This window comes from Alcanivorax sp. 1008, from assembly GCF_020667895.1.
Lineage (GTDB): Bacteria > Pseudomonadota > Gammaproteobacteria > Pseudomonadales > Alcanivoracaceae > PGZG01.
In genome coordinates this window covers 316,396-342,006 of sequence record NZ_JAFMPS010000001.1, presented here as the reverse complement: position 1 = coordinate 342,006, position 25,611 = coordinate 316,396, and the positions used below count along the sequence as shown (strand labels likewise).

Sequence of the window (25,611 nt, the reverse complement as noted above, 5' to 3'; positions counted from 1 at the left end):
GGGGCCAGCATGGATACAGGCTCTGGCGTTTGCGGACGCCGTTATTCAGGGATCATGGCAGCGCTCTATGCGCTGCTGCTGTGCAGTAGCGTAAACGCCGCCGAGATCATTGCGCTCAGCGACCAGGACCAGCAAGTCCGCCCGACCAGCGGCCAGCAGGAAGTGCTGTGTTTACCGGCGGATCAAACCCCTGCAGCCAGCGAGCTGCTCAGCGAAACCAGCCAATGGCCATGGCAGCCAGCGACCCAGCGCACTGTTAATCGAGGCTTCACCAACCAGACCTGCTGGCTGCGCCTGCAAATTGATGGCCGCCAGCTGGATCAGTCTGACTGGTCGTTGGTAATCAACTACCCGCTACTGAACAATGTAAACCTGTTTATTCGCAAAGATGACGCACTGTTACAGACCTTCACCGCCGGACTCAGTCAGCCTTTCGATCAACGCCCCGTGCTGCGTAGAAAACCCACCTTTCCACTGGATCTGGACCGCAATGGCATCACCACCATACTGATGTCCATACAGTCGGATCACTCCATTCAAGTCCCGCTGCGGCTGTGGCGCAATGATGCCCTGCAAAGCTGGCAAGCTAATAGCGATCAACTTCAGGCTCTATTCTACGGCGCCATGCTGGTAATGATGGCTTACCATTTTTTTCTGTTTCTATCGGTGCGCGAGCCGGTCTATCTCTATTACGTTGGCTGGACCGCCAGCCTGACCCTGCTTCAGGCCGCACTGCAAGGTCACGCCCAACAATACCTGTGGCCAACCATCGGCTGGCTCGGTGGTCATGTCCTCACCTTGCTGTTGCCATTAATCGTGCTGATCGGTTCGCGCTTCACCATTTCTTTTCTGGAGCTGCCTGATCGCCGCGCTTCACTGGCCAATCTGTTGCGTATGCATGGCCATATCGCCGTGGCACTGGTTCTGCTGGTTCCGTTTGTACCCACTGTCTGGCTACTACCACTGGACATGCTGCTGATCCTGTCATTCGATCTGTCGGTGTTGTTTGTCGCCAGTCAGCGTCTGTTCGACCGCGATCCGGATGCTCGCTATTTTGCTACCGCATGGATATGTCTTCTCAGTGGTGGTTTGCTGATAACCCTGAACAAATTTGGCATCATTAGCCGCACACCCTTGACCGAAAACCTGCTGCAAATCGGCACCGTTCTGGATGTCATGTTGCTATCGATGGCACTGGCAGCACGCATCAACCGTCTCAAGGCCGACCAATTGGAAGCGCAGCGGTTACGTACTGAGATGGAAGTGTTGCGCGCCGGTAGTCGCAGCCAGGCGAAAAACGAATTTCTGGTAACCATGAGTCACCATATTCGCACCCCCATGCAAGGCATCCTCGGCATCGCCGATTTGCTCCGCCACAGCGATGTCAGCACTGAACGACAGCGCCAGTATGCCGGCACCATCTACAACTCCACCCACTCCCTGATCGGTGTGCTAAACGACTTGCTGGACCACTCACGCATTGAAACCGGGCGGCTATCGCTCACACCGGGCGAAGTGCGCCCGGAAGAATTGGTGTCTGATGTTATTGGTCTTTTCATCAGCGCCGCAGCAGAGAAAAAGCTGCCTATCTATAGCTATATCGACAGCCGCGTACCCGCCCTGATCATTACCGATGCGGTGCGGGTCAAACAGATTCTCACCAACCTGATCAGCAATGCAATCCGTTCAACCGATACGGGCCAGATCAGCGTCTCGATCAGTCTGCGCCAACCCGCCGATGCGGTTGGCAATCTGGTACTGGACTGCGATGTCACCGATACGGGCATTGGCCTGGATGCCGCACAATGCGTGACCATCATGAGTGATGCACCAGAGCGCAACGGTTTGGGCCTATCTGTATCGCGTAAACTATGCCAACTGCTGGGCGGAGAGTTACGGGTAACCAGTTCACCTGGCCATGGCGCCAGTTTTCATTTCACTCTGCCCTGTCGTCTCGCCAGTCAGAGTGTCGACAATGGTTCGTTACCAGGGAAAAGACTACTGGCAGTCACGGAAAGTCGCGCCCTGCGCCTGTCTGTGTGTCAGCTGGCAGAACGCTGGGGAATGGTTGCGGAAGAATCCAGCACCAGTGATATTTCCAGCTGGCTTGACACTGACAACACCAGCGTGGACGTGCTGATTGTTGATCAGCGCAGTTATCTGGCTCTGACTTGCCTGCGCCAAACACCATTTGCCCACTGCCCGTGGATTGTTCTGGCCGAGCGTCATCACAACCTGATTGCCTCGACACCAGCAAACCGGCCAATTGTCGAGTTACCACTGGAGTCCCGGCGCCTGCGCAGCACACTCAACAACTTGCTGGGTGACAGCGAAAATTATTCAACCTCTAGTAACGAATCCGGCCACTCCACAGCCCAAAGCCTGCCAACAAAAGTGTTAGTGGTTGATGACGATGCAGTCAGTCAGATGGTGATCGGCAGCATTCTTGAATCTCTGTCAGTGCCGTCCACTATTGTCAGCGATGGATTCAGTGCAGCAGCCACCGTGGCCCCGGCCAAACCCCATTGGCAGGTGATCTTTATGGACTGTGAGATGCCGGGTATGAACGGCTATGAGGCCACCAGAGCGATTCGCCAACAGGAACAAGAGCAGGGTCGCAAGCCCTGCTGGATCATTGCCCTGAGCGCCCATGCGGGTGCCGACGCTATCAAACAGGCAGAACAGTCAGGCATGAACGACTATTTGTGCAAACCGGTTACTCGCGATCAGATGCGTCAGGCACTGGCACGCGCCCGCTGGTCCGACCAAGACTAATCAAGCGAGAACAGGCGGCCAGCAATCGACTGGCACGCACTGGCTTACCAAGGAAATCATCGCAACCAGCTGTCAGGCAACGACGCCGATCATCGGACATAACATTCGCCGTCAGCGCCAGTATCGGCTTGCTAAAACCAGTGCGACGCAGCTCTCTGGCGGCAGCATAACCGTCCATCACTGGCATCTGCATATCCAGAATCACCAGATCAAAACCCGGATCCTCGGCAACCTTTTCCAACGCCTGCAGCCCATCAATGGCCTCCACTACTTCCATGCCCGCACGACTCAGAATGCGATGTACCAGTAAGCGATTGACGTCATTATCTTCCACCAGCAATACCCGGCCACCAACATGGATAGCCGGCGCCTGCTGACTACGAACATCTACTTCCAGCGCCTGCTGCGGCATCACCCGCGGGGCATCGTCCTCGGCAATGACCTGAATATAAACCTTGAATACGCTGCCATGACCAGGGGTGCTGCTGGCACTGATATCGCCCCCCATGGAGCGTGCCAACTGACGGGCAATAGCCAGACCAAGACCAGAGCCTCCATGGCGCCGGGTATGCGAATCATCAACCTGGGAAAAGGGCTCGAACACTCGGTCAAGGTCCGCCGCATTCATGCCGATACCGCTGTCCTCCACTTCGATCAGCAGGCAGCTTTGCAAGCCGTCTTCCCAGCTCAGCCGAACCACCACCCGACCCTCATCCGTGAACTTGATGGCATTGCCAATCAGGTTGCCGAGAATCTGGCGCAGACGAAACGGATCCGTACTGATATGTGCCGGCACCGGAGAAGTATATTCCAGCTCCAGATCTACACCTTTTTCCTCCGCTTTAAGGCGATGGCTATAAATCACCTCTTTCATCAACGCTGGTAACTGACAACGCTGACGCTCGACTTTCAACTGTCCGGCCTCAATACGCGATAGGTCCAGCACATCACTGATCAGCGCCATCAGTGCGTCGCCATTTTGCTGCACCACGGAAAGATAACGGTGCCGCTCCTCTTCATTCAGGGAGGGATTCTCCAGCAACTCTGTATAACCAAGAATGGCGGTCATCGGGGTACGAATCTCATGGCTCATATTGGCCAGAAACAGGCTCTTGGCCCGATTCGCCGAATCAGCACGCTCGCTAGCCTCTGCCAAAGAACGCTGGCTCTGCCGGATGCTGTCCACCATGCGGTTAAAGTCCTCCGCCAGGGCACTGAGTTCATCGTTGCCGGGCACCCGCAGACGCAGGTCCAGATTGCCCCCCTGGGCAATGCGCTGCACTGTCTGATGCAGCTTTGCCAGCCGCTTGAAAATGGTTCGGCGCACATAAATATGCACCAGCGTGACCGCCAGCAAAGCCACCGCCAACAAACTCAGTCCCGCCAGGGTGAGCATGCGGGCACCGTGACCATAGCCATCACGGCCAACCGTCACGCGACCCAACATCAATGGCTTATCCTGATAATCACGGATGACAAACTCGCCCAGCACGGTGCCGTCATCAAGACGAATCACCCGGTTGCCTCGCTCAAGGTCTCCGCTAAATGGCTTTAACTCCACCGGCAAGCCGGTGATGCCAGCCAACTCACTGGCTGTCGTCTGATCCAGTGCCAAGGCAAACAGCACCGCACCACAATCCCCAACCTGCTCAAGAGCAAACAGGTGAGGTATACCAGACAGTGTAGTGACGCCCCAGAACGGGTAACAGAAACGATCTTGGTAATCAGCGAAAAGGCCTCCCACAGCCCCCTGATCAACATCTTCGCCAGAAGACAACCAGTGCTGTCCACCCTGCTGATCCACCACCACCACATGATCCAGACCGCTATCGCCGAGAGCGTTGATCCCGGGAGGCGCGGGCCGAGCAGTCAAGTCACCATCGGCCAGCGCCTTGACTGAAGGCCGCTCTGCCCAATCGCGGCTGCGGGCATGCAGTGTCGTCAGGGTCTGCATAAAGGCGGTTTCCACCCGGGCCAGCTCATTGCTGGCGGCACCATCCTCAATATCGAAGTAGGCAGGAGTGACAATAAAGTAGAACGCTGCGATGCCGGTCAGCACTGCGGCTAACGCAGCAGAGTAGAGCGACAGTAACAAGCGATATTTCAGGGACATGCCTTAATAATCCTTTTAATTCAGCCCCGGCCGGTTACGCGGGTGAAATAGAGGCGGTCGGCCAGTATCATAGGCGCCTTGTCATTCCGGGGTACACCACATCATGACCCAATCTCAACGCAGGATTCTTGTTACCAGCGCCCTGCCCTATGCCAACGGCCCTATCCATCTTGGCCACTTGCTTGAGTATATCCAGACCGATATCTGGGTGCGCTTCCAGAAGCTGTTCGGTGAGAACTGCATCTATGTCTGCGCCGATGATGCCCACGGTACGGCGATCATGCTAAAGGCAGAGGAGAACGGCGTCACGCCCGAACAACAGATTGCCAACGTAAAACGGGAGCACGAAGCGGACTTTAGCGACTTTCTGATCCGTTTCGACAACTATCACAGCACCCACAGCGAAGAAAACCGCCACTTTGCGGAGCTGATCTTCAAACGCAACAAGGCTGCGGGGAATATCCTTGAAAAGGAAATTACCCAGCTGTTTGACCCGGAAAAAGGCATGTTCCTCGCCGACCGCTTCGTCAAAGGCACCTGCCCCAAGTGCGGTGCGGCGGACCAGTATGGCGACAACTGCGAGGTCTGCGGCGCCACTTATTCTGCCGCCGAGCTGGTCGATCCCTACTCCACCATCAGCGGCGCCAAGCCGGTGATGAAGGGCGTCACCCAGCTGTTCTTTAACCTGCCCAAGTTCACCGACATGCTGCGCGACTGGCTGCGCTCTGGCTCGTTGCAGGAAAGCGTTGCCAACAAACTGAACGAGTGGCTGGGAGCCGGCCTGCAGCCCTGGGACATCTCCCGCGAGGCGCCCTACTTCGGCTTCGAGATTCCCGGCTACCCAGGCAAGTATTTCTATGTCTGGCTGGATGCGCCCATTGGCTACATGGCCAGCTTCCAGCATTACTGCAATCAGCATGGTCTGGATTTCGACAGTTACTGGGCTCCGGACAGCGATGCCGAGCTGTATCACTTTATCGGCAAGGACATCATCAACTTCCACGGCCTGTTCTGGCCGGCCATGCTGCAAGGCGCTGGCTTCCGCAAGCCCACCGCCCTGAACGTGCACGGCTTTGTCACCGTGAACGGCGCCAAGATGTCGAAATCCCGCGGCACCTTTATCAAGGCACGTACCTATCTGGATCATCTAAACCCGGAGTATTTGCGTTACTACTTTGCTGCCAAGCTGACCTCCAAAGTGGACGACTTTGATCTGAGCCTGGATGACTTCGTCCAGCGGGTGAATTCGGACCTGATCGGCAAGGTGGTGCAGATCGCCAGCCGCACCGCGAATTTCGTCAACAAGTTTGGTGGCAAGCTCAGCGCCGAACTGGATGATGCGCAACTGGTTGCCGATGTGCAGGCTGCAGCCGCATCCGTTGCCGCCAGTTATGAAGCGCGGGAGTTCGGTCGCGCCATGCGTGACATCATGGCACTGGCGGACCGCGGCAACCTGTACGTGCAGGAAAAAGCGCCCTGGACACTGGCCAAGCAGGCAGGCAGCGAGCAGCAAGTGCTAGCGGTATGCACCACTGCACTAAACGTATTCCGTTTGCTGGTGCTGTACCTGAAGCCGGTACTTCCGCAACTGGCGGAAAAAGCGGAAGCCTTCCTGAATATTCCTGCGCTGAGCTGGGCGGATGCCCAACAGCAACTGCTGGGCCACCAGATCAATGCCTTTACTCCGCTGATGCAACGCATCGAACCGGCCAGTATTGAAGCGCTGCTGGCTGCATCGCGCGAAGGCACTGCCCCCGCCGCCGAATCCTCTGCCGAGAAAAAGCCAGAGAAAAAGGCGACCAAAAAGGAAGACGCCGTGAACGAACACATCAGCATCGACGACTTCCTCAAGGTGAAGCTGCGCGTCGCTAAAGTAGTGAAAGCGGCCCACGTGGAAGGCGCCGACAAATTGCTGCAGCTCACTTTGGATGTGGGCGCAGAAGGTACCCGCAATGTGTTCGCCGGCATCAAGGCCAAATACAGCCCGGAGCAGATCGAAGGCAAGCTGGTGGTACTGGTGGCCAATCTGGCCCCGCGCAAGATGAAGTTTGGTCTGTCCGAAGGCATGGTGCTGGCCGCCGGTCCCGGTGGTGAGGACGTGTTCCTGCTGTCCCCGGACTCCGGCGCCGAACCAGGCATGGAAGTACGGTAATTCCGCTTCGCTGAATACAGAACAAGGAGCCATGCCATGAGCAAGAACCGACGTTATTCCTCTGAGGTAGTGGACGGTGTGCAAAAGGCACCGGCCCGGGCCATGTTGCGCGCCACCGGATTTACCGATGCGGATTTTCACAAGCCGCAGATCGGCATCGCTTCCACCTGGAGCATGGTCACGCCCTGCAATATGCACATCAACAAGCTGGCGGACTACACCTGTCAGGGCGTGGATGGCGCCGGTGGCAAAGGGGTGATTTTCAATACCATCACCATCTCCGATGGCATCGCCAACGGCACCGAAGGCATGAAGTATTCGCTGGTATCGCGGGAAGTCATTGCCGATTCCATTGAAGCGGTAACCAGCTGCGAAGGCTTTGATGGTCTGGTCGCCATTGGCGGCTGCGACAAGAACATGCCGGGCTGCCTGATGGCCATTGCCCAGCTCAACCGGCCAGCAATTTTTGTCTACGGCGGCACCATCCAGCCGGGCAGCAACCACACCGATATCATTTCCGTATTCGAAGCCGTGGGCCAGCATGCCCGCGGCGACATCGATCTGATTCAGGTGAAACAGATTGAAGAGACGGCCATTCCCGGGGCCGGTTCCTGTGGCGGCATGTATACCGCCAACACCATGGCATCGGCGATTGAAGCACTGGGCATGAGCCTGCCCGGCAGCTCCTCCCAGGAAGCTGTTTCCGGCAGCAAGCAGGAAGACTGCCTGCGCGCCGGCGAAGCCGTACTCAAGCTGGTAGAAGGCAATATTTGCCCGCGCGACATCATGACCCGCGAAGCCTTTGAAAACGCCATCACCGTGGTGATCGCACTAGGCGGTTCCACCAACGCGGTGCTGCACCTGCTGGCCATGGCGCACACTGCGGATGTGGAACTGTCCATTGACGACTTCAGCCGTATCGGCAAGCGCGTACCGGTGCTAGCTGACCTGCGCCCCAGCGGTCGTTACATGATGAGTGAGCTGGTGGCCATCGGCGGCATCCAGCCGTTGATGAAGCGGCTGCTGGATGCCGGCCTGCTGCACGGAGACTGCCTGACGGTGACCGGCAAAACCCTGGCCGAGAATCTTGCGGATGTGGCCGACTATCCTGCTGACCAGCAGATCATCAAGCCGCTCGCCAATCCGATAAAGGAAGACAGCCACCTGGTCATCCTCAAAGGCAATCTGGCGCCGGATGGTGCGGTAGCCAAAATTACCGGCAAGGAAGGCCTGTCGTTCACCGGCAAGGCGAAAGTTTTCCATTCCGAGGAAGATGCCCTGCAAGCCATTCTTGCCGGTGAAGTCGACAAGGGCAGCGTCATCGTGATCCGTTACGAAGGCCCGAAGGGCGGCCCGGGCATGCGCGAAATGCTCAGCCCCACCTCGGCGGTCATGGGGCGCGGCCTCGGCCAGGATGTGGCGCTAATCACCGATGGCCGGTTCTCAGGCGGCAGCCATGGCTTTGTCGTTGGCCATATCACCCCGGAAGCCATGAACGGTGGCCCGCTGGCAATCGTCGAGGACGGTGACGGCATCACCATCGACGCTCGCGAAGCTTGCATCACCCTGCATGTGGATGAGCAGACCATCGCCGAACGACTGAGCCGCTGGCAGGCGCCGCCACCGCGCTATCGTCGTGGCCTGCTGGCCAAATATGCGCGCGTGGTGGCCTCCGCCTCGGAAGGTGCGGTCACCGACAAGATCGACTGACCGGGGCTTGAAGCCCGGTAGGCTTATAAGGAGTTTCTCCGCCAGTGAAAGCCCTGCAACTCATCGCCGGCCCCCGCGCCCGCCAGCACCTGCTCGACCACGGCCTGCACCAGCAGGACTTCTCAGTGATCGTCGGCGCCAGTGGCGGACCAAAGTGGATGGCCCTGTTCGGCCTGGATCAATATCTGCTCGGTGAATTCTTCAAGGGCCGCACCACCCCGCTCGATATGATCGGCAGCTCTGCCGGTGCCTGGCGCTTCGCCTGCTACGCCCAGAACGATCCGCAAGCGGCGTCAAAACGTTTTGCTCATGCCTACCAGCACGTTTGCTTTGAAAAAGGCATGAACGTGGAACAGGTCACCACCCTGTGCCGCACCATTCTCGATGCCGCCATCCCCACGGAACAGAACGTGCAGGAAATCCTCAACAACCCGGTGATGCGCCTGAACCTGATTGCCTGCCGCGCCAAAGGACTGAACGCCAGCAAACGCCGTCCGGTGCAGGCCGCCGCCCTGGTAATGGCGGCCACCGCCAATGCTGTGCACCGCAACACCCTCGGCGCCTTCTTCGAGCGCGTGCTGTTTCACTCCGCGCAGGGCAAGCCACCGTTCTACGCCATGGATGATTTGCCCACCCACCGCGTACCACTTAGCGAGCACAACCTGCGCGACGCGGTGATGGCCTCCGGTTCAATCCCGCTGGCGCTAAGCGCCGTCGAAGATATCCATGGCGCCGGCCCCGGCATGTACTACGACGGCGGCGTCACCGACTACCACTTCGACATCCCCTTCAGCGACGACTCACTGGTGCTCTACCCGCACTTCTACCCGCACATCACCCCCGGCTGGTTCGACAAGATGCTGAGCTGGCGCCGCGGCAACCCGCGCCACTATGACAACGTGCTGATCCTCTGCCCCAGCGCCGAATGGGTCGCCAGCCTACCGTACGGCAAGATCCCGGACCGCAAGGATTTCGGCCGCATGGAGGATGCGGAAAGAATTCGCTATTGGGGGGAAGTGATGAAGCGGTCGGAGGAATTGGCACAAGAGATGGATGGCGTAGCGCGGCACGGGGATATTGGCGGCTACATTTAGTCTGACAGCCTATATTCGAACGCCCGACCCTGTTTCATACTCTCCTTGCGGATCTTTCCGTTGTCAAAATGGCACAACATCTTCAAGGATGCAGCAATGCGTTTACGCCGTAGCACTGCCGACTGGGCCAGGGACATCAAGATCGACCAGCCCGGTGTGATTGCCCCCTGGGTGTCTGGTGTCGCCAGCCGCATGCTCTACCCGCTGGTTCGGCTATTGTTTCGGGCCCGGTTGCGCGGCATCGAGCACTTGCCTGATGACAAACCTTTTCTGCTGGTCGCCAACCATTCTGCCGGCGCCGGGATCGCGGAGATCATGAGCTTTATTGCGCTCTATTTGCGTCATGCAGGATCACAGCGTCGTCTTGCCGGGTTCGCCCTGCCGCAGGGGTTCAGTGTGTTTCCGCTATCCCGCCTGCTGCGATCCATTGGCGCTATTCCCTCAACTTACGAGGCTGCCCAGCAAACACTTGGTCAGGGTGTACCCATACTGATTTTTCCCGGCGGCGATCACGAAACGCTGCGCCCGGTGTGGCAGGCTAACCGTGTGGATTTTGGTGGCCGTACCGGGTTTCTGAAAATTGCCCGCGATGCCGGTGTGCCAATTGTGCCGCTGGGCATTCACGGCTCCCATTACACCTGCCCGGTGTTTTTGCGCGCCCAATGGCTGGCATGGGCGTTGGTTGTGCCACGCTTGATAGGGCTCAAGCGCTGGGGTATTTCGCTGACCAGCCTGCTCGGCGCTACCGCCATCTTTGCCTGTGTTCCGCTAGCCATTGAGTGGCGTGCCTTGATCGTCTGGCTGTGGCTGGGATCACCGCTAGTGTTCCTGCCGATTGTGCCCTGGCGTATCACCATGACCATCGGCACCGCCATCGAACCGGCACAGCTCTTTGATGATAACGGTGACTTGCCCGCTGCGCTGAAACAGGTGGAACAGGCGGTTGAGCTGCTGGTGGTGGACGGCAGCAATACGGCGTAATAGCCTGATGTTCAAGCCAATAGCCAGTTTAATCAGGAAACACACTATCACTAACTCACTACCTCGCTTGTATTCCTTTCGCCGTTGCCCGTACGCCATGCGCGCGCGGCTCGGCATCCTGTTTGCCGAGCAGCAGGTGGAGCTACGGGAGATAGTGCTCAGGAATAAGCCGGCGCAAATGCTGGCCATCAGTCCCAAAGGTACGGTTCCCGTTCTGGAGCTGACTGAGAGCGATGGCTCCAGCAGACAGGTTATTGAGGAAAGCAGGGAAATACTGCAATGGGCGCTGCGACAGAACGACCCGCAAGGTTTGTTAAATGTGGATATGGCCAGCGCCAATGCCCTGATCGAGCGCAACGATAACGAATTCAAACACTGGCTGGATCGCTACAAATATGCTGATCGCCATCCTGAAAATAGCCAGCTGGAATACCGGCAACAAGGCGAGATATTTTTGCAGGCTCTGGAGAAGATGCTAGCCAGCAATAGATACCTGCTAGGTGACGGCATCAGCATCGCCGATATCGGCGTCATGCCTTTTGTGCGCCAATTCGCCCATGTGGACCGGGAAGTGTTTTTCAGCCTGCCCTACCCTGATCTGCAACGGTGGCTGACGGATTGGCTCGACCATCCGGCCTTCCATCAGATTATGGAAAAATTCCAGCCTTGGCGGGAAGGCGATAAAGTGGTGGTATTTCCAAACTCTGCCGAACACAACCATTAGCGGTTAAGCCACCGAAAAAATTTGGGGGGAGCCAGATTAGATGAATGATGATTTTTGTTATCTACTTCGAGTTAGATACGCTGAATGCGACGCACAGAAGGTGGTCTTTAATGGACGCTATGTGGATTATATTGATGTCGCTGTGACTGAGTTTCTTCGGGTGATCTGGGGAAACTACAACGATATTTTATCCATGGGCATTGATAATCAGGTTGTCCATATCTCAATGGACTGGAAAGCCCCGGCTCACTTCGATGAAGTGATTGCCGTTACCGTGAAACCGGGAAAGATCGGAAACTCATCCTACGCATTGAAGTTTGATTTTTATAATCATGCGACTTCAAAGACTTTGCTATCGGCTGAAGTGATTTATGTCATGGTCAGCGCCGTTCAACATGAAAAAATGGTCATCCCCCAAGACATGCGAGAAAAGCTTGAGCAAGGCGCCCCCGGCATCAAAATTGATCATGCAGGCTCAATACCTGCCTGAGCAAACCTTGTACATTTACAGGGCGAAATGAGCATATGATCAGTTCACCCATACATGTCATAGGTAAATGGCCAAGCCAGCCTGCTTTTGCCACTATGTCCATTACCCTGTTGCTCGAACCTGGAGAGTCACCGTGCGCGCGGCCCATTACTCGCCTCTGATCATTGTTACCGCTGTAGCTCTGGCGCTGGCCTACGGCACGCTACGCTGGTGGCAGGGCCCGCAGGTGCAGGGCTATGTGATCAGCGCCATGCCGCTAGTGCAGACTGTAGTAGCAACCGGCCGGGTGGTGACAGATTCGCGGGCGCAAATTAGCAGTGAAGTGACTGCGGTAGTGCTGGAACGTCGCGTGCGTGAGGGCGACACCGTTAATCCCGGCGACATCCTTGTGGTGCTGCGAGCAGATGATATCGCCGCTCAGGTACGTCAGGCCGAGGCCGCATTGACGGAGCTGGAAAAAAGCACCCGTCCGCAGGCTCGGGTAGCACTTGAGCGAGCCCAGTCACAACTTGAGCAGGCGCAACGGGAAACGGCGCGGCGACGGGATCTGGCCGAGCGTTCCCTGATTTCCAGCGAAGCGCTGGAGCAAGCCGAACAGGCCGAAGTTGTCGCTCGCAGCGCTTTGGAGGCGGCCCGTTTGACCTCCGCCGCACTGGCACCGGGCAATGTGGAGGAAGTGCTGTTACGCGAGCGACTTGCCGCCCTGCAGGCACAGCTTGCCAAGACCATAGTGCGCTCTGAAGTGGCCGGCACCGTGCTGACCCGCAATGTGGAACCCGGCGATCTGGTGCAGCCGGGGCGGGTGCTATTCACCATTGCCCGTGATGGCGGCACGGAAATCCTTGTGCCATTCGATGAGCGCAATCTGTCACGGCTGGCGTTACAGCAAAGCGCCATGGCAGTCGCCGATGCCTACCCCAACCGACCCTTCCCTGCGCGCATCAACTTTATTGCCCCCAGTATCGATGCCCAAAGGGGTACCGTGGAAGTGCGCCTGGCCGTGGACCCGGTGCCTGATTTTCTGCGTCAGGACATGACCGTTTCTGTGAATGTGGAAACCGGGCGCCGCGAGCAGGCTCTGGCGGTGCCCAACGACGCCCTTGGCAATGTCCAGAATGATCAGGCACAGGTGCTGCTGCTGCGCGATGGCAAGGTGCAAAGGCAGAACGTGACATTGGGCATGCGCGGCCTGGCCATGACTGAAGTGCTGTCTGGCTTGAGCGCGGGCGACGCCGTACTGGCGGACGCCGCTGCCCCACTGGCTGACGGCACGCGGGTGCGCTTCACCGGGAGCCAGACACCGCAGCCCGGTAATACTGGTGACTCCGCCACCCTGAACGAACTACCGGTAAACCTGAACTGATGCTGTCGCCGCGCAGACTATGGATTGAATGGACCCTGGCCATAGGTTTTCTACGCGAGGGCCGTGCTCAGTCACTGATGATAATCGTGGGCGTAGCGGTTGGCGTGGCAGTGATCGTATTTGTCACCGCTCTGATACAGGGGCTGCAGGCCAATATCATCCAACGCACTCTGGGCACGCAGGCCCATATCCGCTTGTTGTCGCCGGATGAAATGAATGTGCTGCTGCCAGCAACACCCGGCACCCTGCAACTGCTTCAGGAAGACAAACGAGCGCAACGGCTACGCTCAATCAATAACTGGCAACAGGTGCGCGCGACACTGGATCAGCTACCACTACTGACGGCGGTATCGCCGGTGGTATCCGGGCCGGCCTTTGCCCGGCGCGGCGAGGCCTTTGAGTCGGTAGCACTGGTAGGCATCGATGAGGAACGCTATCAGCGCATCATTCCGCTTGAACAATACATGGTCAGCGGACAACTGCGTGTGGGTGCTGGCGATGCCATAGTGGGCAAGCTGCTGGCCGATGATCTGGGGGTGCGCGTGGGCAGCAAACTGCGCCTTGAAAGCGGCCAGCAGAATAGTGCTGTGGTCAACATCGCCGGCATATTCGAACTGGGCGTACGTGAGCTTGATTCGCGCTATGTCTACCTTGACTTGAAACAGGCGCAGTCGCTACTTGATTTGCCCGGCGGCATCACAGTCATTGACCTGACCGTGGCGGATATCTTTGCCGCCGACACCATCGCTGCTCAGGTGGAGCGTCTTACCTCACTAAATGCGGAAAGCTGGATCGAGAGTAATGCCCAGCTGATGAATGCCCTCAGCGCACAAAGCCTGTCCACCAATATGATCATCGTGTTTGTCGCCATATCGGTGGCCTTCGGCATTGCCAGCGTGTTGTCCGTCAGTGTGGTGCAGCGCACCCGGGAAATCGGCATCCTCCGTGCTACCGGCGCCACCCGTCAGCAAATCCTGCGGGTATTCCTGATTCAGGGTGGCGTGTTCAGCCTGCTCGGATCGGTGGCAGGTATCGCCGCAAGTTACGGACTGGTGTGGGTATTCAATACCTTTGGGCCGGGCTTGTTCTATATCCCCGTTCCCGGTGGGCTGGTGCTGGTGACCATGCTGCTGGCCACCTTAACGGGGGTGCTGGCAGCAGCATTGCCGTCGCGGCGGGCTGCCGCCCTTGATCCAGTGGTGGCCATTCGTGTCTGATACAGCAACCGAAGTCATGCGCCTGGAGGCGCTGCGAAAATCCTATAACGTGGGCCGCCCCAATGAGGCGGAGGTGTTGCATGGCATTGATCTGAGTATCGGTCGCAATGACTTCGCGGCGCTTATCGGCCCCTCCGGATCAGGCAAGAGCACACTGCTGAATTTGATCGGCCTGCTCGATAGGCCCACCGATGGCGAACTGTATCTACTTGGTCAGGCCACCCGCGCCATGGACGACGCCGGGCGCACCGCACTACGCGGCAATTCCATTGGCTTTGTGTTCCAGTTTCATCATCTGATTCAAGCCTTCAGCGCCATCGAAAACATACTGATGCCTTTGATGCTGGCACAGGGAAAACCCGACAAATCAGCCATGCAACGGGCACGGGATCTGCTCGCCTCCGTGGGCCTGGAAAAATATGCGGACACCAAACCCAATCAGCTCTCCGGCGGCCAGCAACAGCGCGTCGCCATCGCCCGCGCGCTGATCACCGAGCCGGCACTTTTACTGGCCGACGAGCCGACAGGCAATCTCGATACTCGTACAGCAAGCGAAGTGTTTGAACTGTTCCGCCGCTTCCATCGCGAGCGCGGCTGCGCGGTGCTACTGGTAACCCATGACCCGCGTTTATCATCCACCTGCGACCGCACCATCGATCTGGTGGATGGTCGCATTGTCAGTGATGTCATGCAGGACAAGACGGAAAACGGGGAATAGTCTATGAGCCAGTTCACCCAATACCTGCAGGAAGTGTTCGAACTATTCGGCCCGATCAGTGCCCGCAAAATGTTCGGCGGCTCCGGCATCTATCATCAGGGCCTGATGTTTGGGCTAGTGTCAGATGACATCCTGTACCTGAAGGCAGATGCGGAGAATGTGAGCTATTTTCAGGAACAGGGATTGGGGCCGTTCGAGTACAACAAACAGGGCAAGGTGATGAAAATCTCCTACTACCAGGCGCCCGACGAGATCATGGATGACCGGGAACAGGCAGCAATCTGGGCACAGCGCTCGTTCGCAGCAGCATTGCGTGGAAAGAAGCCCGCCGGCAAGCCACGCCAGCACCGATTACTCAGGCCCTCACCAACTCCCGGCAAATAATCTGCTTGTCCACTTCACTCATCGGATGCGCTAGCAAGCCCTCTATCGTGAATACGCTGATTTTTGTCCGAGTTTCAATCCGGTCTGCCGGCACACCAGCGTGCTGTAGTGATACCCGCAAAATCCCTTCGCTGATGGTGTGAAAGCGCTCGTGCCAGAGGTTGATCGCTTCCGACGCCTCAAGACGAGAATGCACCGTGCTGACCAGGCGGCTGACCCGCTCCAGCCGCTGTACCACCCAATACAACCGCTCTGCCGCGTCGGTGACCGGCAGTTGCAGGTACTCGGCCATACCCTCGCTGAACTCGGCATCTAGCACCGCCACCAGCACCTCATCCTTGTCCTTGAAGTACCAGTAGATGGTGTTGGGGGCGACCCCGGCGGCGGCAGCCAACCTGCTGATTGAGGTGTCCTCGTAGCCGGCTTCGATAAACAGCGTACGGGCCGCAGCAATGATCTCGTCTCGTTTTTCCGCCCGGTCCTGATCGCGTTTGGTCTGTGCCATGGTTAGCCACCCCTGATATGGCCTGCGGTAAGGGCTCCGCAAGCCGGCCCATTCTAGTCGCTTATCGCACCTCTTGAATAGCATTCAACAATTCATTAGGATCTCCTTGAATGCCATTCAAGAGATGGCCATCAAATTCACGCAGGAGACCAGCGATGAAGCAAGGCATGTCCGCGGCAGCTCTGCGCCAGCACTCAACGGCCGAGTTACTGCAGCTGTTTTCGACGCTAGAGGCCCCGGCCATCAGTGAGATGAACGGAGAATATGCGGCCAGTCTGCTGGCCCAGCCGAGCTGGATGGCGACAAAGCTTGGCCAGATGGTGCTGAACAATCCAATGGGCAGCTGGCTATGCAAGGCATTCCGCCCTCTGGATGCCAACAGCGGTCGCGGTTACAACAGCTTTCGTCAGCGCGGGGGAATCACCCAGCGTTACCCGATGCAGACTTTGATTGCTGCGTCGCGCTTCGATGGACGTCCTTCCTACCAGCTGGTGTATCGCCACTTTCATTCGCTGTGTGGCGACATCAATATGGTCGACGAAGTCCGTCGCATGGCGCCGGGTCTTTATCTTGGCATCGGCACCTGGGGCTTTACCCGCGCGCAGCGGCAGATCCCCTACCCGTTTCTGCTGGAGGGGCCACAGGCAGCGTATCGCGGCGACATTGGCCGCGCCCGGCACAACTTTTTTATCGGCAAGCGCGAGATTCCTGCGCTGTTCAACTTGTGAGGACACCATGACTAACCAGAATCGTACCGCCCTGATCACCGGCGCTTCTGCCGGCATTGGCGCCGCCTTTGCCCGCCACCTGGCTGCTGAGGGCTATAACCTGTTATTGGTGGCGCGTCGCGCAGAGCGCCTGCAGGATCTAGCCGACGAACTGAAACGCGACCATGGCATTCGCTGTGATGTCTTTGCCGCAGACTTGAACGACCCGTCTGCGCCGGCCGCTATCATGGCGTTTGCCGATGCAAATGAGATTGCCGTTGATGTGCTGATCAATAACGCTGGCCTGTCCGGCAAAACCGCCTTTGCTGACACCCCCTGGCCAACACTGGCCGCAGAAATCCAGTTGATGGTGACGGCGCTGACTGAACTCTGCCACCGGGTACTTCCTGGCATGCGAGCGCGCGGCTGGGGAAGAATTATCAACCTGTCGTCGGTGGCCGCCCTGTCACCTCCGGCCGCCAGCCTGCTGTACACCGGCATCAAGAGCTATGTGCTGAATATCTCCCAGTCCCTCGACATGGAGCTAAAGCCCCAGGGCATTCACGTCACCGCACTGTGCCCGGGGTTCACATACAGCGAATTCCACGATGTCATGGGCACCCGCGATACCACCGATAAATTGCCGGGCTTTTTCTGGCAGGGCGCTGATGCCGTGGCCCGTGAGGGCTGGCAGGCAGTGATGAAGGGCAAGCCGGTATGTGTCACCGGCATGGTCAACAAATTGATGGCCGCCACCGTGCGACCACTGCCGGTGGCGTTGCAATACCGGCTGGGCGATCGACTCAATCCATTCAAAGAGTAACTGTGAAAGGACAAAAGCGTCATTGAGCCCCACCCTCCCCCGGCCTAGGATCAGAGTCCAGCCGATCCATAACAACAAGCCGGGGGCTATATGGCCACACTCAAACCCACCTTTTGCCGTGTCTGCGAGCCATCCTGTGGCCTGGTGGCCGAGGTTGAGAACGATACCCTGATTCGTCTGATGCCAGATCGTGATCACCCGGTGACCAAGGGCTTTGCCTGTCACAAAGGCATCAACTATCAGGGCATTCATCAAGATCCGGACCGCTTGAACGTGCCCATGGTACGGATCAATGCCAAACAGCAAGCCGGTGAGTTTGTTGAGCAAAGCTGGGACGAATCGATTGCTGCCATTGCCGCAAAGATCCAGCAGATCGGCACGCAGCACGGCGGCGATGCGGTGGCGGGCTATATCGGCAATCCCACCGCCTTCAATGCGCTGGCCGGCGCAGCCATGACTTCTTTTTTTACCCAGTTGCAAACCCGCCGGGTGTTCAACTCCGGCACTCAGGATTGCTCGAACAAGTTTGCCGGCGCCGAAGCGGTATTCGGCACCAGTACCCTGCATCCGGTACCAGATCTGACCCGCACCCGCTATGCATTGATCTTCGGCGAGAACCCGAAGGTGTCACATATGAGCTTTGTCTCCATCGCCAACCCCATGGCACAGCTGCGGCAGGCAAAAAAGAATGGCGCCACCATTCGTTTTATCAATCCGCGTCGGATCGAATCTGCCACCCCGGCCACCGGTGATGTACTGCAGATAAAACCGGATACAGATCTGTATCTGATGGCAGCACTACTACATGAGATCGATAAATCTGGTTTATTCAACGCGGAAGTCATCGCCGAGCACGGCAAGCATATCGACCAATTACGCGCCTTTATTCAGCCCTACGATGCCGACACAGTGGCCTCGATTGTCGGCATTGATGCCACTGAAATCCGCCAGACCGCCATAGATTTTGCCAGCGCTGAATCCGCCTGCGCGCATATGTCCACCGGGGTAAATATGGGCCGCCAGGGCACTCTGTGTTACTGGCTGCTGCAGATGCTTAGTTTTGTTACCGGCAATCTGGATAAGCCGGGCGGCAACCTGTATTCGCTGGGCTTCTATCCGGCGGCGAAAGCTGGCGCGTTGCGATCATTGGATAAGGATCAGGTTTTCTTTAACAGCGAGTTTGGCGAGCTGCGTCTGATTCGCGGCTCCCTGCCCGGCAACTTACTACCGGACATGATTCTGGATGCAAAAAATCCGATTCGCGCACTAGTCGTTCTTGCCGGCAACCCGCTGCTATCCATGGGTGGCGAGGCACGTATTCGTCAGGCCCTGGAAAATCTGGAGCTGCTGGTGGTGATTGATCTGGTGCGCAATGCCACCGGTGAGCTGGCTGACTATCTGTTGCCCTGTGCTGACATGCTGGAACGTCGTGACCTGAATATCTGTGGCCTTGGCATGCAGGCCGAGCCATTTGTTCAGTACACCGATGCGGTGGTACCAGCGGCCCATGAGCGCAAGGAGGAATGGTGGATTCTTGGCAAGCTGGAACAGGCCATGGGGCTGCACTCGGTATTCAGCGAGCAGGAAAACCCGGACCCTTTCGGACGCATTAATCGCATGCTGGGCTATGCCGATCTGACCCTGGAGCAGGTGCAGCAAGCGCCACAGCAGACAGTGGTATTACCGCCCATTCCCAGCGGACGCTTTTACAGCGACTGGTTGCAAACAGCGGATAAGAAAGTGGATTGCTGCCCGGCATTATTTGCCGAGGCCATTGAGCAGGCCCATGGTATTTTCCACGAGCTGCAACAGGAACCAGCAGATCAGCTGAAATTGATTACTCTGCGCACCAACTACATGCATAACAGCTGGTATCACAACCTGCCGGAATTGAAACGGGAGCATCAGAAGGACAACGGCCTGCATATGCATCCGGATGATATTCAGACCCGCGGCCTGAGTAATGGTGAGGCCATTGAAGTGAACAACCGCTGGGGCTCACTGCTGACCCGTGTGCGCGCCGATGACAGTCTGCGCCCCGGCGTGGTGGCCATGACCCATGGCTGGGGCAATCAGCGCAGCCATGGTCTGAAAATCGCAAAGCAGTTCCCGGGCAGCAACGTTAACGTGCTGCTACCCACGGGCCCCGGCAGCTTTGAAAAGCTGAGCAACCAGGCTTTTATGACCGGCATTCCGGTGCATGTGTCAGCGGCAAAATACAAAGCTCACTAATCTGTGAACTGTTATCGCCCCGGCCTGCGTGTTATTAAATGACCTGCCCGTTTTTTTCCGGAATACTGGTCATGGCCCTGTCTCCGCTTAAACCCCATACCCGCACCCTGCACCGGCGCCTGCACGAGGCCGCCAACTATACCGAATGGCTCAATGCTGCGCTGGAATCGGACCAACGGCTGCGACTGGATGAGTGGCGTGAGCGTGATCGCAGCAGCCTGTATGGCAGTGCAGAGTTACGCACTCGCTACGACCTGCTGCGGGGTTTGCTTGATGCTGGCCGCACTCAGGACCTGCTGTACGCATTGAATGAAGGCATTCACGGCAATATGTGCGGCATGGGCAAGGCAGTTTTGTATAACCGTGCCCTGTCCGGCACCAAGGTGTTAATTGATGAATATGTGAATGTGGTGGTGGAGTCACTGAAGTTTATTGCCGCTGCCAGTGATTCAGAAATACCGCGCGCTGAAAAGGTGGATTTTTTCCGTCGTGCCAGCCATTGCTATGGTCGCTCCGCACTGATGCTAAGTGGCGGAGCAGGATTGATCTATTTCCATCATGGTGTAGTGCAGACGCTGGTAGACAACGACATGCTGCCCCATGTGCTGTCAGGCGCCAGCGCCGGCTCATGGCTTTGTGCGCAAATCGGCGCGCTCACCGATGCAGAGATGAAGGCAGGTTATTTCGATCGCTTCCGCTACGATTTGCCAACCCACCTTAACCCGTTCCGGGTACTGGCAGGACTGGAGCCGGAAGCCACACCACTATCAGTAAAAGAACGGGCCATCGACAGCTTCTGCAGTGACATGACTTTTCAGGAAGCCTACGAGCACACCGGCCGCTATATCAATATTTCCATTGCCCCGGCGGAACGTCATCAAGCAGCACGACTGATGAATGCGATTACCTCACCTAATGTGTATATCCGTTCGGCGGTGGATGCCTCCAGCAGTGTGCCCGGTATCGTTCCTCCGGTAACGCTGTATGCCAAAGGAATCGATGGCAAGCCAAAGCCCTATCTGCCATCACGCAAATGGGTGGATGGTTCCTTTGCTGATGATCTTCCCGCCAAGCGATTGGCCCGCCTGTTTGGCGTCAATCACTATCTGGTCAGTCTGATCAATCCATTGGCAGTGCCTTTTGTTACCGACACCAAGAGTCTGCGTGGCAAACGCCTGCGCGATATCGCCAGCGGCCTGACTATGAACCTGGTTAAAGATGGACTGTTGACCGGCGAACGTATTGGCTCCCGCTATGGCGCGTCTTTTGCCAGTCCGCTGATCATGATGGCGCACTCGTTGCTGGATCAGGAATACACCGGCGATATCAACATTATTCTGCCCAAGGACAGCTTCCGTTGGATCAATGTGCTGTTCGACTATCGTGATGACGACGAGATCCGTGCGCTAATTCATGCAGGCAAGCGCGCCACCTGGCCCAAGCTGGCTCAGGTGCGTAATGCCACCCTGATCGCCCGGACTCTGGATGGCATTCTTGAGCAGCTGGATGCTGCCCAAGTGGGCATGCTGCCGGGAAAAGGACGACGCCATATGACCCAGGCAAGCTAACGCCTACCGGATCAATCGACCTGGAACTTATCCGACTCTGGCAGCTTCTCGACCAGCTCAGCACCGAGCAGCATGGCGGGCGTGTAGCTGCCACCGCTTTGCTCGTTATTCATCAGCCAGACGGCAATTACCAACGCACCATCCACCGTCAGCTTGTAGCCATTAGCGGTCTTGATACGCACGGTTTTCACATCCCCGGCAGCATTCCGCGCCTCACCCCAAACATAGGTAGGCAATTTTTCGCGCGCTTTTTCATCCGGGCCTTTGACGTACTTGCCGGCCAAACTTTTCAGCAAAGCCTGAACCCAACTGGCGCCCATCAGCGGTCGCACCAAATTCATCATCTGCGCACCAATGACCATGGACTTGGGCATCGGGAACCAGGTGGTGATATTCGGAATACCGGTGGTGTAGTAGGCAGTGGACACATCGCCCCATGGAATGGCCATGGCGTAGCGCTTGCCCCGACCGAAGTCGATTTCCCGGTGCTTTTTGCCCATGGCTGTATGCACCAGTTTGCCGTCGATACGCTCCAGGTTGCCAAGACCAAGGCCTTCAATGGCCGTCTTGCTAGTGCCTGGCGACAGACCAGAGCTGGTGTCAAAGCCAAGAGACAAATGAGTCGCATCGGGCAGCAGCTGTTTTAATTTCAGCGCCACACAATCGGTGGGAATCACATCAAAGCCGACACCAGAGCACAACACCACACCTTTTTCCTTGGCACGGCTTGCCTGCTCTGCGGCATGAGTGTGTTCAAACACCGGCGCTTCACCGCTGATATCCAGATAATGCGCTCCGGTCTCCAGACAGCCTTCAATCATTGGCGCGCTAGTGGCAGAGAACGGCCCGGCGCAGTGCAGCACCAGCTTGACGCCATGCAGAGCTACCTGCATTGCGTCCTTATCATTCAGGCTAAAGGCCCGGGTTTCCAGATCAAGCTCGGAAGCCAGTGGTTGCAGCTTATCGCGGCTGCGACCAGCAAGAATCGGCTGCATCCCAAGACGCACCGCTTCCCGAGCAATCAGTTCACCGGTATAGCCGTTGGCGCCATAAATCATCCATTGCATGGATCTACTCCGTGGTGGCAGAACGCCCGCACTGTAACGCTGCGGCGGCCGAAGAGGTACCCCTGAGAGCAAACAATTTACCCTGGGCACTGTTATCATGAGGCTTTCCTTCAGGGAGCCACCGTGCAGCCAATTGCCGCCAAACAGGATCTGGTACTGGTCGGAGGGGGGCATAGCCATGCTCTAGCCCTGCGTATGCTGGCAATGGACCCCCTGCCAAATACCCGCCTGACCCTCATATCGCCGGACTCTCTGTCACCCTACTCGGGCATGCTGCCAGGGCTAATTGCCGGCCATTATCAAGTTGAAGACTGCCATGTGGACTTGCCCCGGCTCTGCCAGTGGGCAGGGGTACGTTTTATCCGAGCCCGCGTGGTGGCACTGGACACCTCCATAAACCAGCTAACTCTGGATGACGACTCAACGCTGGACTATGACTGGCTGAGCCTGGATATCGGCAGCACACCAGCATTGGATGAAGTGCCGGGCGCGCGCCAGTATGCGATTCCAGTGAAGCCCGTGGCAGGTCTGCGTCAGCGCTGGCAGGACACTCTGGATCATTGGCCGGCACAGGATCGTCCGGTGCGTATCTCAATAGTCGGTGGTGGTGCCGGTGGCACGGAGATGGCTCTGGCCATTGGCATGGCGCTAACCCGTCGCGGACTGAGCAAACAGATCACCTTGTTGTGTGGCTCCCGGTTGCTGCATGGTTATCCGGAAAAACTGCGTAAAGCGATGCAACACCGGCTAACCACTGCTGGCATCGAAGTGCGCGAAAACACCCGCGTCACTCAGGTAGATGACGGCATACTCCATGCGACGGGCGAGCAACCCTTCGATCTGTTGTTCTGGTGCACCGGGGCAATCGGTGCACAGTGGCTAGCTGACTCTGGCCTCGCCCTTACCGGGAAGAATTTTGTCCGCATCAATCAGAGCTTGCAGGCGATAAATCAAGCCAACATATTTGCCACCGGCGATTGCGCCATGATTGACAATCAGCCCCTGCCCCGTGCCGGTGTTTATGCAGTACGTCAGGCTCCCTCGCTGGTCAAGAATCTACGCCGTGCCGTCGATGGCCAGCCTTTGACGCAATGGAAGCCTCAGAAGCACTTTCTCTCACTGCTGGCCGCAGGCAATCGTGATGCCGCAGGCAGTCGCGGTATGTTCACCGTACAGGGCCCCTGGGTTTGGCGCTGGAAAGATCGTATCGACCGGAGCTTTATGCAGCAATTTGAACAGCTGCCTGATATGCCGATGCCGGCACCGCCACCTCAGGACGAAATACCACGCTGCGCCGGTTGTGGCGCCAAAGTAGGCAGCGATGCCTTGCAACAGGCATTAAGCAGCCTGCAGCCAATCAACCGCGACAACATTATTGCCGGCATTGAAGCGCGCGAAGATGCCAGCGTGATCCGTTGGCCCGCCGGACAGTTACTAGTCCAGAGTCAGGATTTCTTTCCAGCCTTTATTGATGAGCCAGCACTGTTCGCTCGCATCTCCGTGCTGCATAGCCTGAGCGACATTTATGCCATGAATGCCACGCCACATTCGGCACTGGCCACTGTGACCCTGCCAGTTAATCATCAGGTACTGCAAGGCCGCGACCTGAAGCGGCTGATGTATGCCGCGGTAGAGCAGTTAAACCTCGCCGGCTGCGCGCTGCTTGGCGGGCACACTCTGGAGGGGACACAACTGGCTGCCGGCTTTGCAATCAACGGCAGTGCGCGGGAAGAAAGCCTTTTTCACAAAGGCGGAGCCAAGCCCGGCGATAGACTGATTCTCACCAAGCCTGTTGGAACTGGCATTATTCTGGCTGCCATGATGCAGCTGCGAAGTCGCGCTGCGGCCCTTGATGATACCTTGACGAGCATGTTGATCAGTAACGCCAGTGCAGCCCAGATCTTTGCTAACTACGGTGTGCGCAGCTGCACTGATGTCACCGGATTCGGCCTGCTAGGCCACCTGCAGGAAATTTGCCGAGCCTCATCCTGCAGCGCAGTACTGGAGTGTGAGACGGTACCGCTGCTGGGTGGCGCTCTCAGCCTCGCCGAACAGGGCATCAGCAGCACACTCAAGCACGCCAACGATAGTGCCCTGACCGAATGCAACATCCAGCCACGCTTACTGCACCACCCAGTGCTAACCCTGCTGACAGACCCACAGACCAGTGGTGGCCTGCTTGCTGCCGTGCCAGCCGACCAGGCAGACGCCTGCCTGCTGCAGTTGCGCGCCGAGGGGCTGCCAGCAACGCTTATCGGCACCGTTGTGGAAGCTGGCCCTGCGCGGCTGGAACTGCACTAATGGAACTGGTGTTTGTGCTGGTGGAACCAGCCCGGCCTGAAAATGTAGGCGCTGCCGCCCGCGCCCTCAAGACCATGGGGTTTTCCAGCCTTCGTCTGGTCAACTCCTGTGATCTGAGACGCGAGGCTCGCTGGGTGGCTCATGAAAGCGCCGAGTTGCTGGATCAGGCACAACACTACACATCCCTCGCCGATGCTCTGGCCGACGTTGATTTCAGCATTGCCAGCACTGCGCGCCGCCGCCTCGACCACGATGACTACCTGACGCCCGGCGAATGCCGTCAGGCTATTGCTGGCAAAGGCGCTAGCGTTGCCCGCGCAGCAATTGTCTTCGGCCGTGAATCAAGCGGCCTGACCGGCGCTGAACTGGCGCTGTGCGATAGCGCCACCTCTATACCAATCGCCGTTCCACAACCCTCTCTTAATCTGGCTCAAGCAGTGATGCTCTATGCTTGGGAGCTATCCTCCCTGCGTGACTCCACTTCGGTGACAAGCAGCCACAGCCACGCCCTGCCCTATATCCGAGAGACCATGAACCATACCCTTACCCGGCTTGGGGTGAGCTCCGAGGAGAACTTGCGCCGCTGGGCCAATGAGGCCCTGGCACGCTTCGATGAGCGTGATCTGGGCTTGCTGATGACCTTGCTGAAGCGACTGTAAGTCTCCGCTACACTGCAGGATGATACGT

At 57.6% G+C, this 25,611-nt stretch carries 20 protein-coding genes; 17 read left to right on the top strand and 3 right to left on the bottom strand.

The features are described from left to right. Positions 1-9: 9 nt before the first annotated feature. Positions 10-2,775 carry a hybrid sensor histidine kinase/response regulator gene (locus J1C54_RS01645; RefSeq protein ID WP_229144088.1) on the top strand — a complete coding sequence of 922 codons (2,766 nt, stop codon included), beginning with the start codon at positions 10-12 and terminating at the stop codon, positions 2,773-2,775. Here J1C54_RS01645 and J1C54_RS01640 read toward each other — a convergent pair. After that, positions 2,717-4,888 carry an ATP-binding protein gene (locus tag J1C54_RS01640; protein ID WP_229144087.1) on the bottom strand — a complete coding sequence of 724 codons (2,172 nt, stop codon included), beginning with the start codon at positions 4,886-4,888 and terminating at the stop codon, positions 2,717-2,719. The two genes, J1C54_RS01645 and J1C54_RS01640, sit on opposite strands and share 59 nt — an antisense overlap. Positions 4,889-4,991: 103 nt before the next feature. Here J1C54_RS01640 and metG point away from each other — a divergent pair, with 103 nt between their 5' ends. From metG to J1C54_RS01590, 10 genes are all read left to right on the top strand, one after another. After that, complete coding sequence (metG, locus tag J1C54_RS01635) at positions 4,992-7,040, top strand: methionine--tRNA ligase (protein ID WP_229144086.1); 2,049 nt, start codon at positions 4,992-4,994, stop codon at positions 7,038-7,040. 36 nt (positions 7,041-7,076) lie between these two features. Further along, positions 7,077-8,750, top strand: a complete 1,674-nt coding sequence (ilvD, locus tag J1C54_RS01630; RefSeq protein ID WP_229144085.1) for a dihydroxy-acid dehydratase — start codon at positions 7,077-7,079, stop codon at positions 8,748-8,750. Between the two features lie 44 nt (positions 8,751-8,794). Continuing rightward, entirely contained in the window at positions 8,795-9,844 is a 1,050-nt protein-coding gene (locus J1C54_RS01625; RefSeq protein ID WP_229144084.1) for a patatin-like phospholipase family protein, read from the top strand. 96 nt (positions 9,845-9,940) lie between these two features. Next, a complete protein-coding gene (locus tag J1C54_RS01620; RefSeq protein WP_229144083.1) occupies positions 9,941-10,825 on the top strand; it encodes a 1-acyl-sn-glycerol-3-phosphate acyltransferase in 885 nt (294 codons plus the stop codon). Between the two features lie 7 nt (positions 10,826-10,832). Further along, a complete protein-coding gene (locus J1C54_RS01615) occupies positions 10,833-11,549 on the top strand; it encodes a glutathione S-transferase (protein ID WP_255612446.1) in 717 nt (238 codons plus the stop codon). A 40-nt stretch (positions 11,550-11,589) separates the two neighbouring features. Beyond that, complete coding sequence (locus tag J1C54_RS01610) at positions 11,590-12,039, top strand: thioesterase family protein (protein WP_229144081.1); 450 nt, start codon at positions 11,590-11,592, stop codon at positions 12,037-12,039. A 133-nt stretch (positions 12,040-12,172) separates the two neighbouring features. Then, entirely contained in the window at positions 12,173-13,402 is a 1,230-nt protein-coding gene (locus tag J1C54_RS01605) for an efflux RND transporter periplasmic adaptor subunit (RefSeq protein ID WP_229144080.1), read from the top strand. Next, positions 13,402-14,619: an ABC transporter permease gene (locus tag J1C54_RS01600; protein ID WP_229144079.1), complete on the top strand. Its 1,218-nt coding sequence runs from the start codon at positions 13,402-13,404 to the stop codon at positions 14,617-14,619. Before J1C54_RS01605 ends, J1C54_RS01600 begins: the two co-directional genes overlap by 1 nt. Next, positions 14,612-15,337 carry an ABC transporter ATP-binding protein gene (locus J1C54_RS01595; protein ID WP_229144078.1) on the top strand — a complete coding sequence of 242 codons (726 nt, stop codon included), beginning with the start codon at positions 14,612-14,614 and terminating at the stop codon, positions 15,335-15,337. Before J1C54_RS01600 ends, J1C54_RS01595 begins: the two co-directional genes overlap by 8 nt. 3 nt (positions 15,338-15,340) lie before the next feature. After that, positions 15,341-15,721 carry a TfoX/Sxy family protein gene (locus J1C54_RS01590; protein WP_229144077.1) on the top strand — a complete coding sequence of 127 codons (381 nt, stop codon included), beginning with the start codon at positions 15,341-15,343 and terminating at the stop codon, positions 15,719-15,721. Here J1C54_RS01590 and J1C54_RS01585 read toward each other — a convergent pair. Then, positions 15,693-16,226, bottom strand: coding sequence for a TetR/AcrR family transcriptional regulator (locus J1C54_RS01585; protein ID WP_229144076.1), 534 nt, complete (start codon positions 16,224-16,226; stop codon positions 15,693-15,695). The two genes, J1C54_RS01590 and J1C54_RS01585, sit on opposite strands and share 29 nt — an antisense overlap. Positions 16,227-16,381: 155 nt before the next feature. Here J1C54_RS01585 and J1C54_RS01580 point away from each other — a divergent pair, with 155 nt between their 5' ends. The 4 genes from J1C54_RS01580 (at position 16,382) to J1C54_RS01565 (ending at position 21,556) form a co-directional block, all read left to right on the top strand. After that, entirely contained in the window at positions 16,382-16,954 is a 573-nt protein-coding gene (locus tag J1C54_RS01580; protein ID WP_229144075.1) for a hypothetical protein, read from the top strand. Between the two features lie 7 nt (positions 16,955-16,961). Then, positions 16,962-17,756 carry an SDR family oxidoreductase gene (locus J1C54_RS01575; RefSeq protein ID WP_229144074.1) on the top strand — a complete coding sequence of 265 codons (795 nt, stop codon included), beginning with the start codon at positions 16,962-16,964 and terminating at the stop codon, positions 17,754-17,756. A gap of 90 nt (positions 17,757-17,846) precedes the next feature. Continuing rightward, positions 17,847-19,988: a molybdopterin-dependent oxidoreductase gene (locus tag J1C54_RS01570; RefSeq protein WP_229144073.1), complete on the top strand. Its 2,142-nt coding sequence runs from the start codon at positions 17,847-17,849 to the stop codon at positions 19,986-19,988. Positions 19,989-20,059: 71 nt separating this feature from the next. After that, on the top strand, positions 20,060-21,556 hold the full coding sequence (locus tag J1C54_RS01565; protein WP_229144072.1) for a DUF3336 domain-containing protein: 1,497 nt from the start codon (positions 20,060-20,062) through the stop codon (positions 21,554-21,556). A gap of 11 nt (positions 21,557-21,567) precedes the next feature. Here J1C54_RS01565 and J1C54_RS01560 read toward each other — a convergent pair whose 3' ends face one another. Further along, the gene (locus J1C54_RS01560; RefSeq protein ID WP_229144071.1) at positions 21,568-22,623 is read right to left on the bottom strand and encodes a trans-acting enoyl reductase family protein; all 1,056 of its coding nucleotides are present in this window, start codon (positions 22,621-22,623) and stop codon (positions 21,568-21,570) included. 123 nt (positions 22,624-22,746) lie between these two features. Between J1C54_RS01560 and selD the strand changes: the two genes are divergently transcribed. Both selD and J1C54_RS01550 read left to right on the top strand, forming a co-directional pair. Continuing rightward, the gene (gene selD, locus J1C54_RS01555) at positions 22,747-24,924 is read left to right on the top strand and encodes a selenide, water dikinase SelD (RefSeq protein WP_229144070.1); all 2,178 of its coding nucleotides are present in this window, start codon (positions 22,747-22,749) and stop codon (positions 24,922-24,924) included. Further along, positions 24,924-25,583, top strand: a complete 660-nt coding sequence (locus J1C54_RS01550) for a tRNA/rRNA methyltransferase (protein ID WP_229144069.1) — start codon at positions 24,924-24,926, stop codon at positions 25,581-25,583. The genes selD and J1C54_RS01550 overlap by 1 nt, the downstream gene beginning before the upstream one ends. Positions 25,584-25,611 lie beyond the last annotated feature (28 nt).

Excerpts from the sequence above, each read along its gene's own strand:
- J1C54_RS01645 (WP_229144088.1), top strand. The coding sequence starts at position 10 with ATGGATACAGGCTCTGGCGTTTGCGGACGCCGTTATTCAGGGATCATG.
- J1C54_RS01640 (WP_229144087.1), bottom strand. The coding sequence starts at position 4,888 with ATGTCCCTGAAATATCGCTTGTTACTGTCGCTCTACTCTGCTGCGTTA.
- metG (WP_229144086.1), top strand. The coding sequence starts at position 4,992 with ATGACCCAATCTCAACGCAGGATTCTTGTTACCAGCGCCCTGCCCTAT.
- ilvD (WP_229144085.1), top strand. The coding sequence starts at position 7,077 with ATGAGCAAGAACCGACGTTATTCCTCTGAGGTAGTGGACGGTGTGCAA.
- J1C54_RS01620 (WP_229144083.1), top strand. The coding sequence starts at position 9,941 with ATGCGTTTACGCCGTAGCACTGCCGACTGGGCCAGGGACATCAAGATC.
- J1C54_RS01615 (WP_255612446.1), top strand. The coding sequence starts at position 10,833 with ATGTTCAAGCCAATAGCCAGTTTAATCAGGAAACACACTATCACTAAC.
- J1C54_RS01610 (WP_229144081.1), top strand. The coding sequence starts at position 11,590 with ATGAATGATGATTTTTGTTATCTACTTCGAGTTAGATACGCTGAATGC.
- J1C54_RS01600 (WP_229144079.1), top strand. The coding sequence starts at position 13,402 with ATGCTGTCGCCGCGCAGACTATGGATTGAATGGACCCTGGCCATAGGT.
- J1C54_RS01590 (WP_229144077.1), top strand. The coding sequence starts at position 15,341 with ATGAGCCAGTTCACCCAATACCTGCAGGAAGTGTTCGAACTATTCGGC.
- J1C54_RS01585 (WP_229144076.1), bottom strand. The coding sequence starts at position 16,226 with ATGGCACAGACCAAACGCGATCAGGACCGGGCGGAAAAACGAGACGAG.
- J1C54_RS01580 (WP_229144075.1), top strand. The coding sequence starts at position 16,382 with ATGAAGCAAGGCATGTCCGCGGCAGCTCTGCGCCAGCACTCAACGGCC.
- J1C54_RS01575 (WP_229144074.1), top strand. The coding sequence starts at position 16,962 with ATGACTAACCAGAATCGTACCGCCCTGATCACCGGCGCTTCTGCCGGC.
- J1C54_RS01570 (WP_229144073.1), top strand. The coding sequence starts at position 17,847 with ATGGCCACACTCAAACCCACCTTTTGCCGTGTCTGCGAGCCATCCTGT.
- J1C54_RS01565 (WP_229144072.1), top strand. The coding sequence starts at position 20,060 with ATGGCCCTGTCTCCGCTTAAACCCCATACCCGCACCCTGCACCGGCGC.
- J1C54_RS01560 (WP_229144071.1), bottom strand. The coding sequence starts at position 22,623 with ATGCAATGGATGATTTATGGCGCCAACGGCTATACCGGTGAACTGATT.
- J1C54_RS01550 (WP_229144069.1), top strand. The coding sequence starts at position 24,924 with ATGGAACTGGTGTTTGTGCTGGTGGAACCAGCCCGGCCTGAAAATGTA.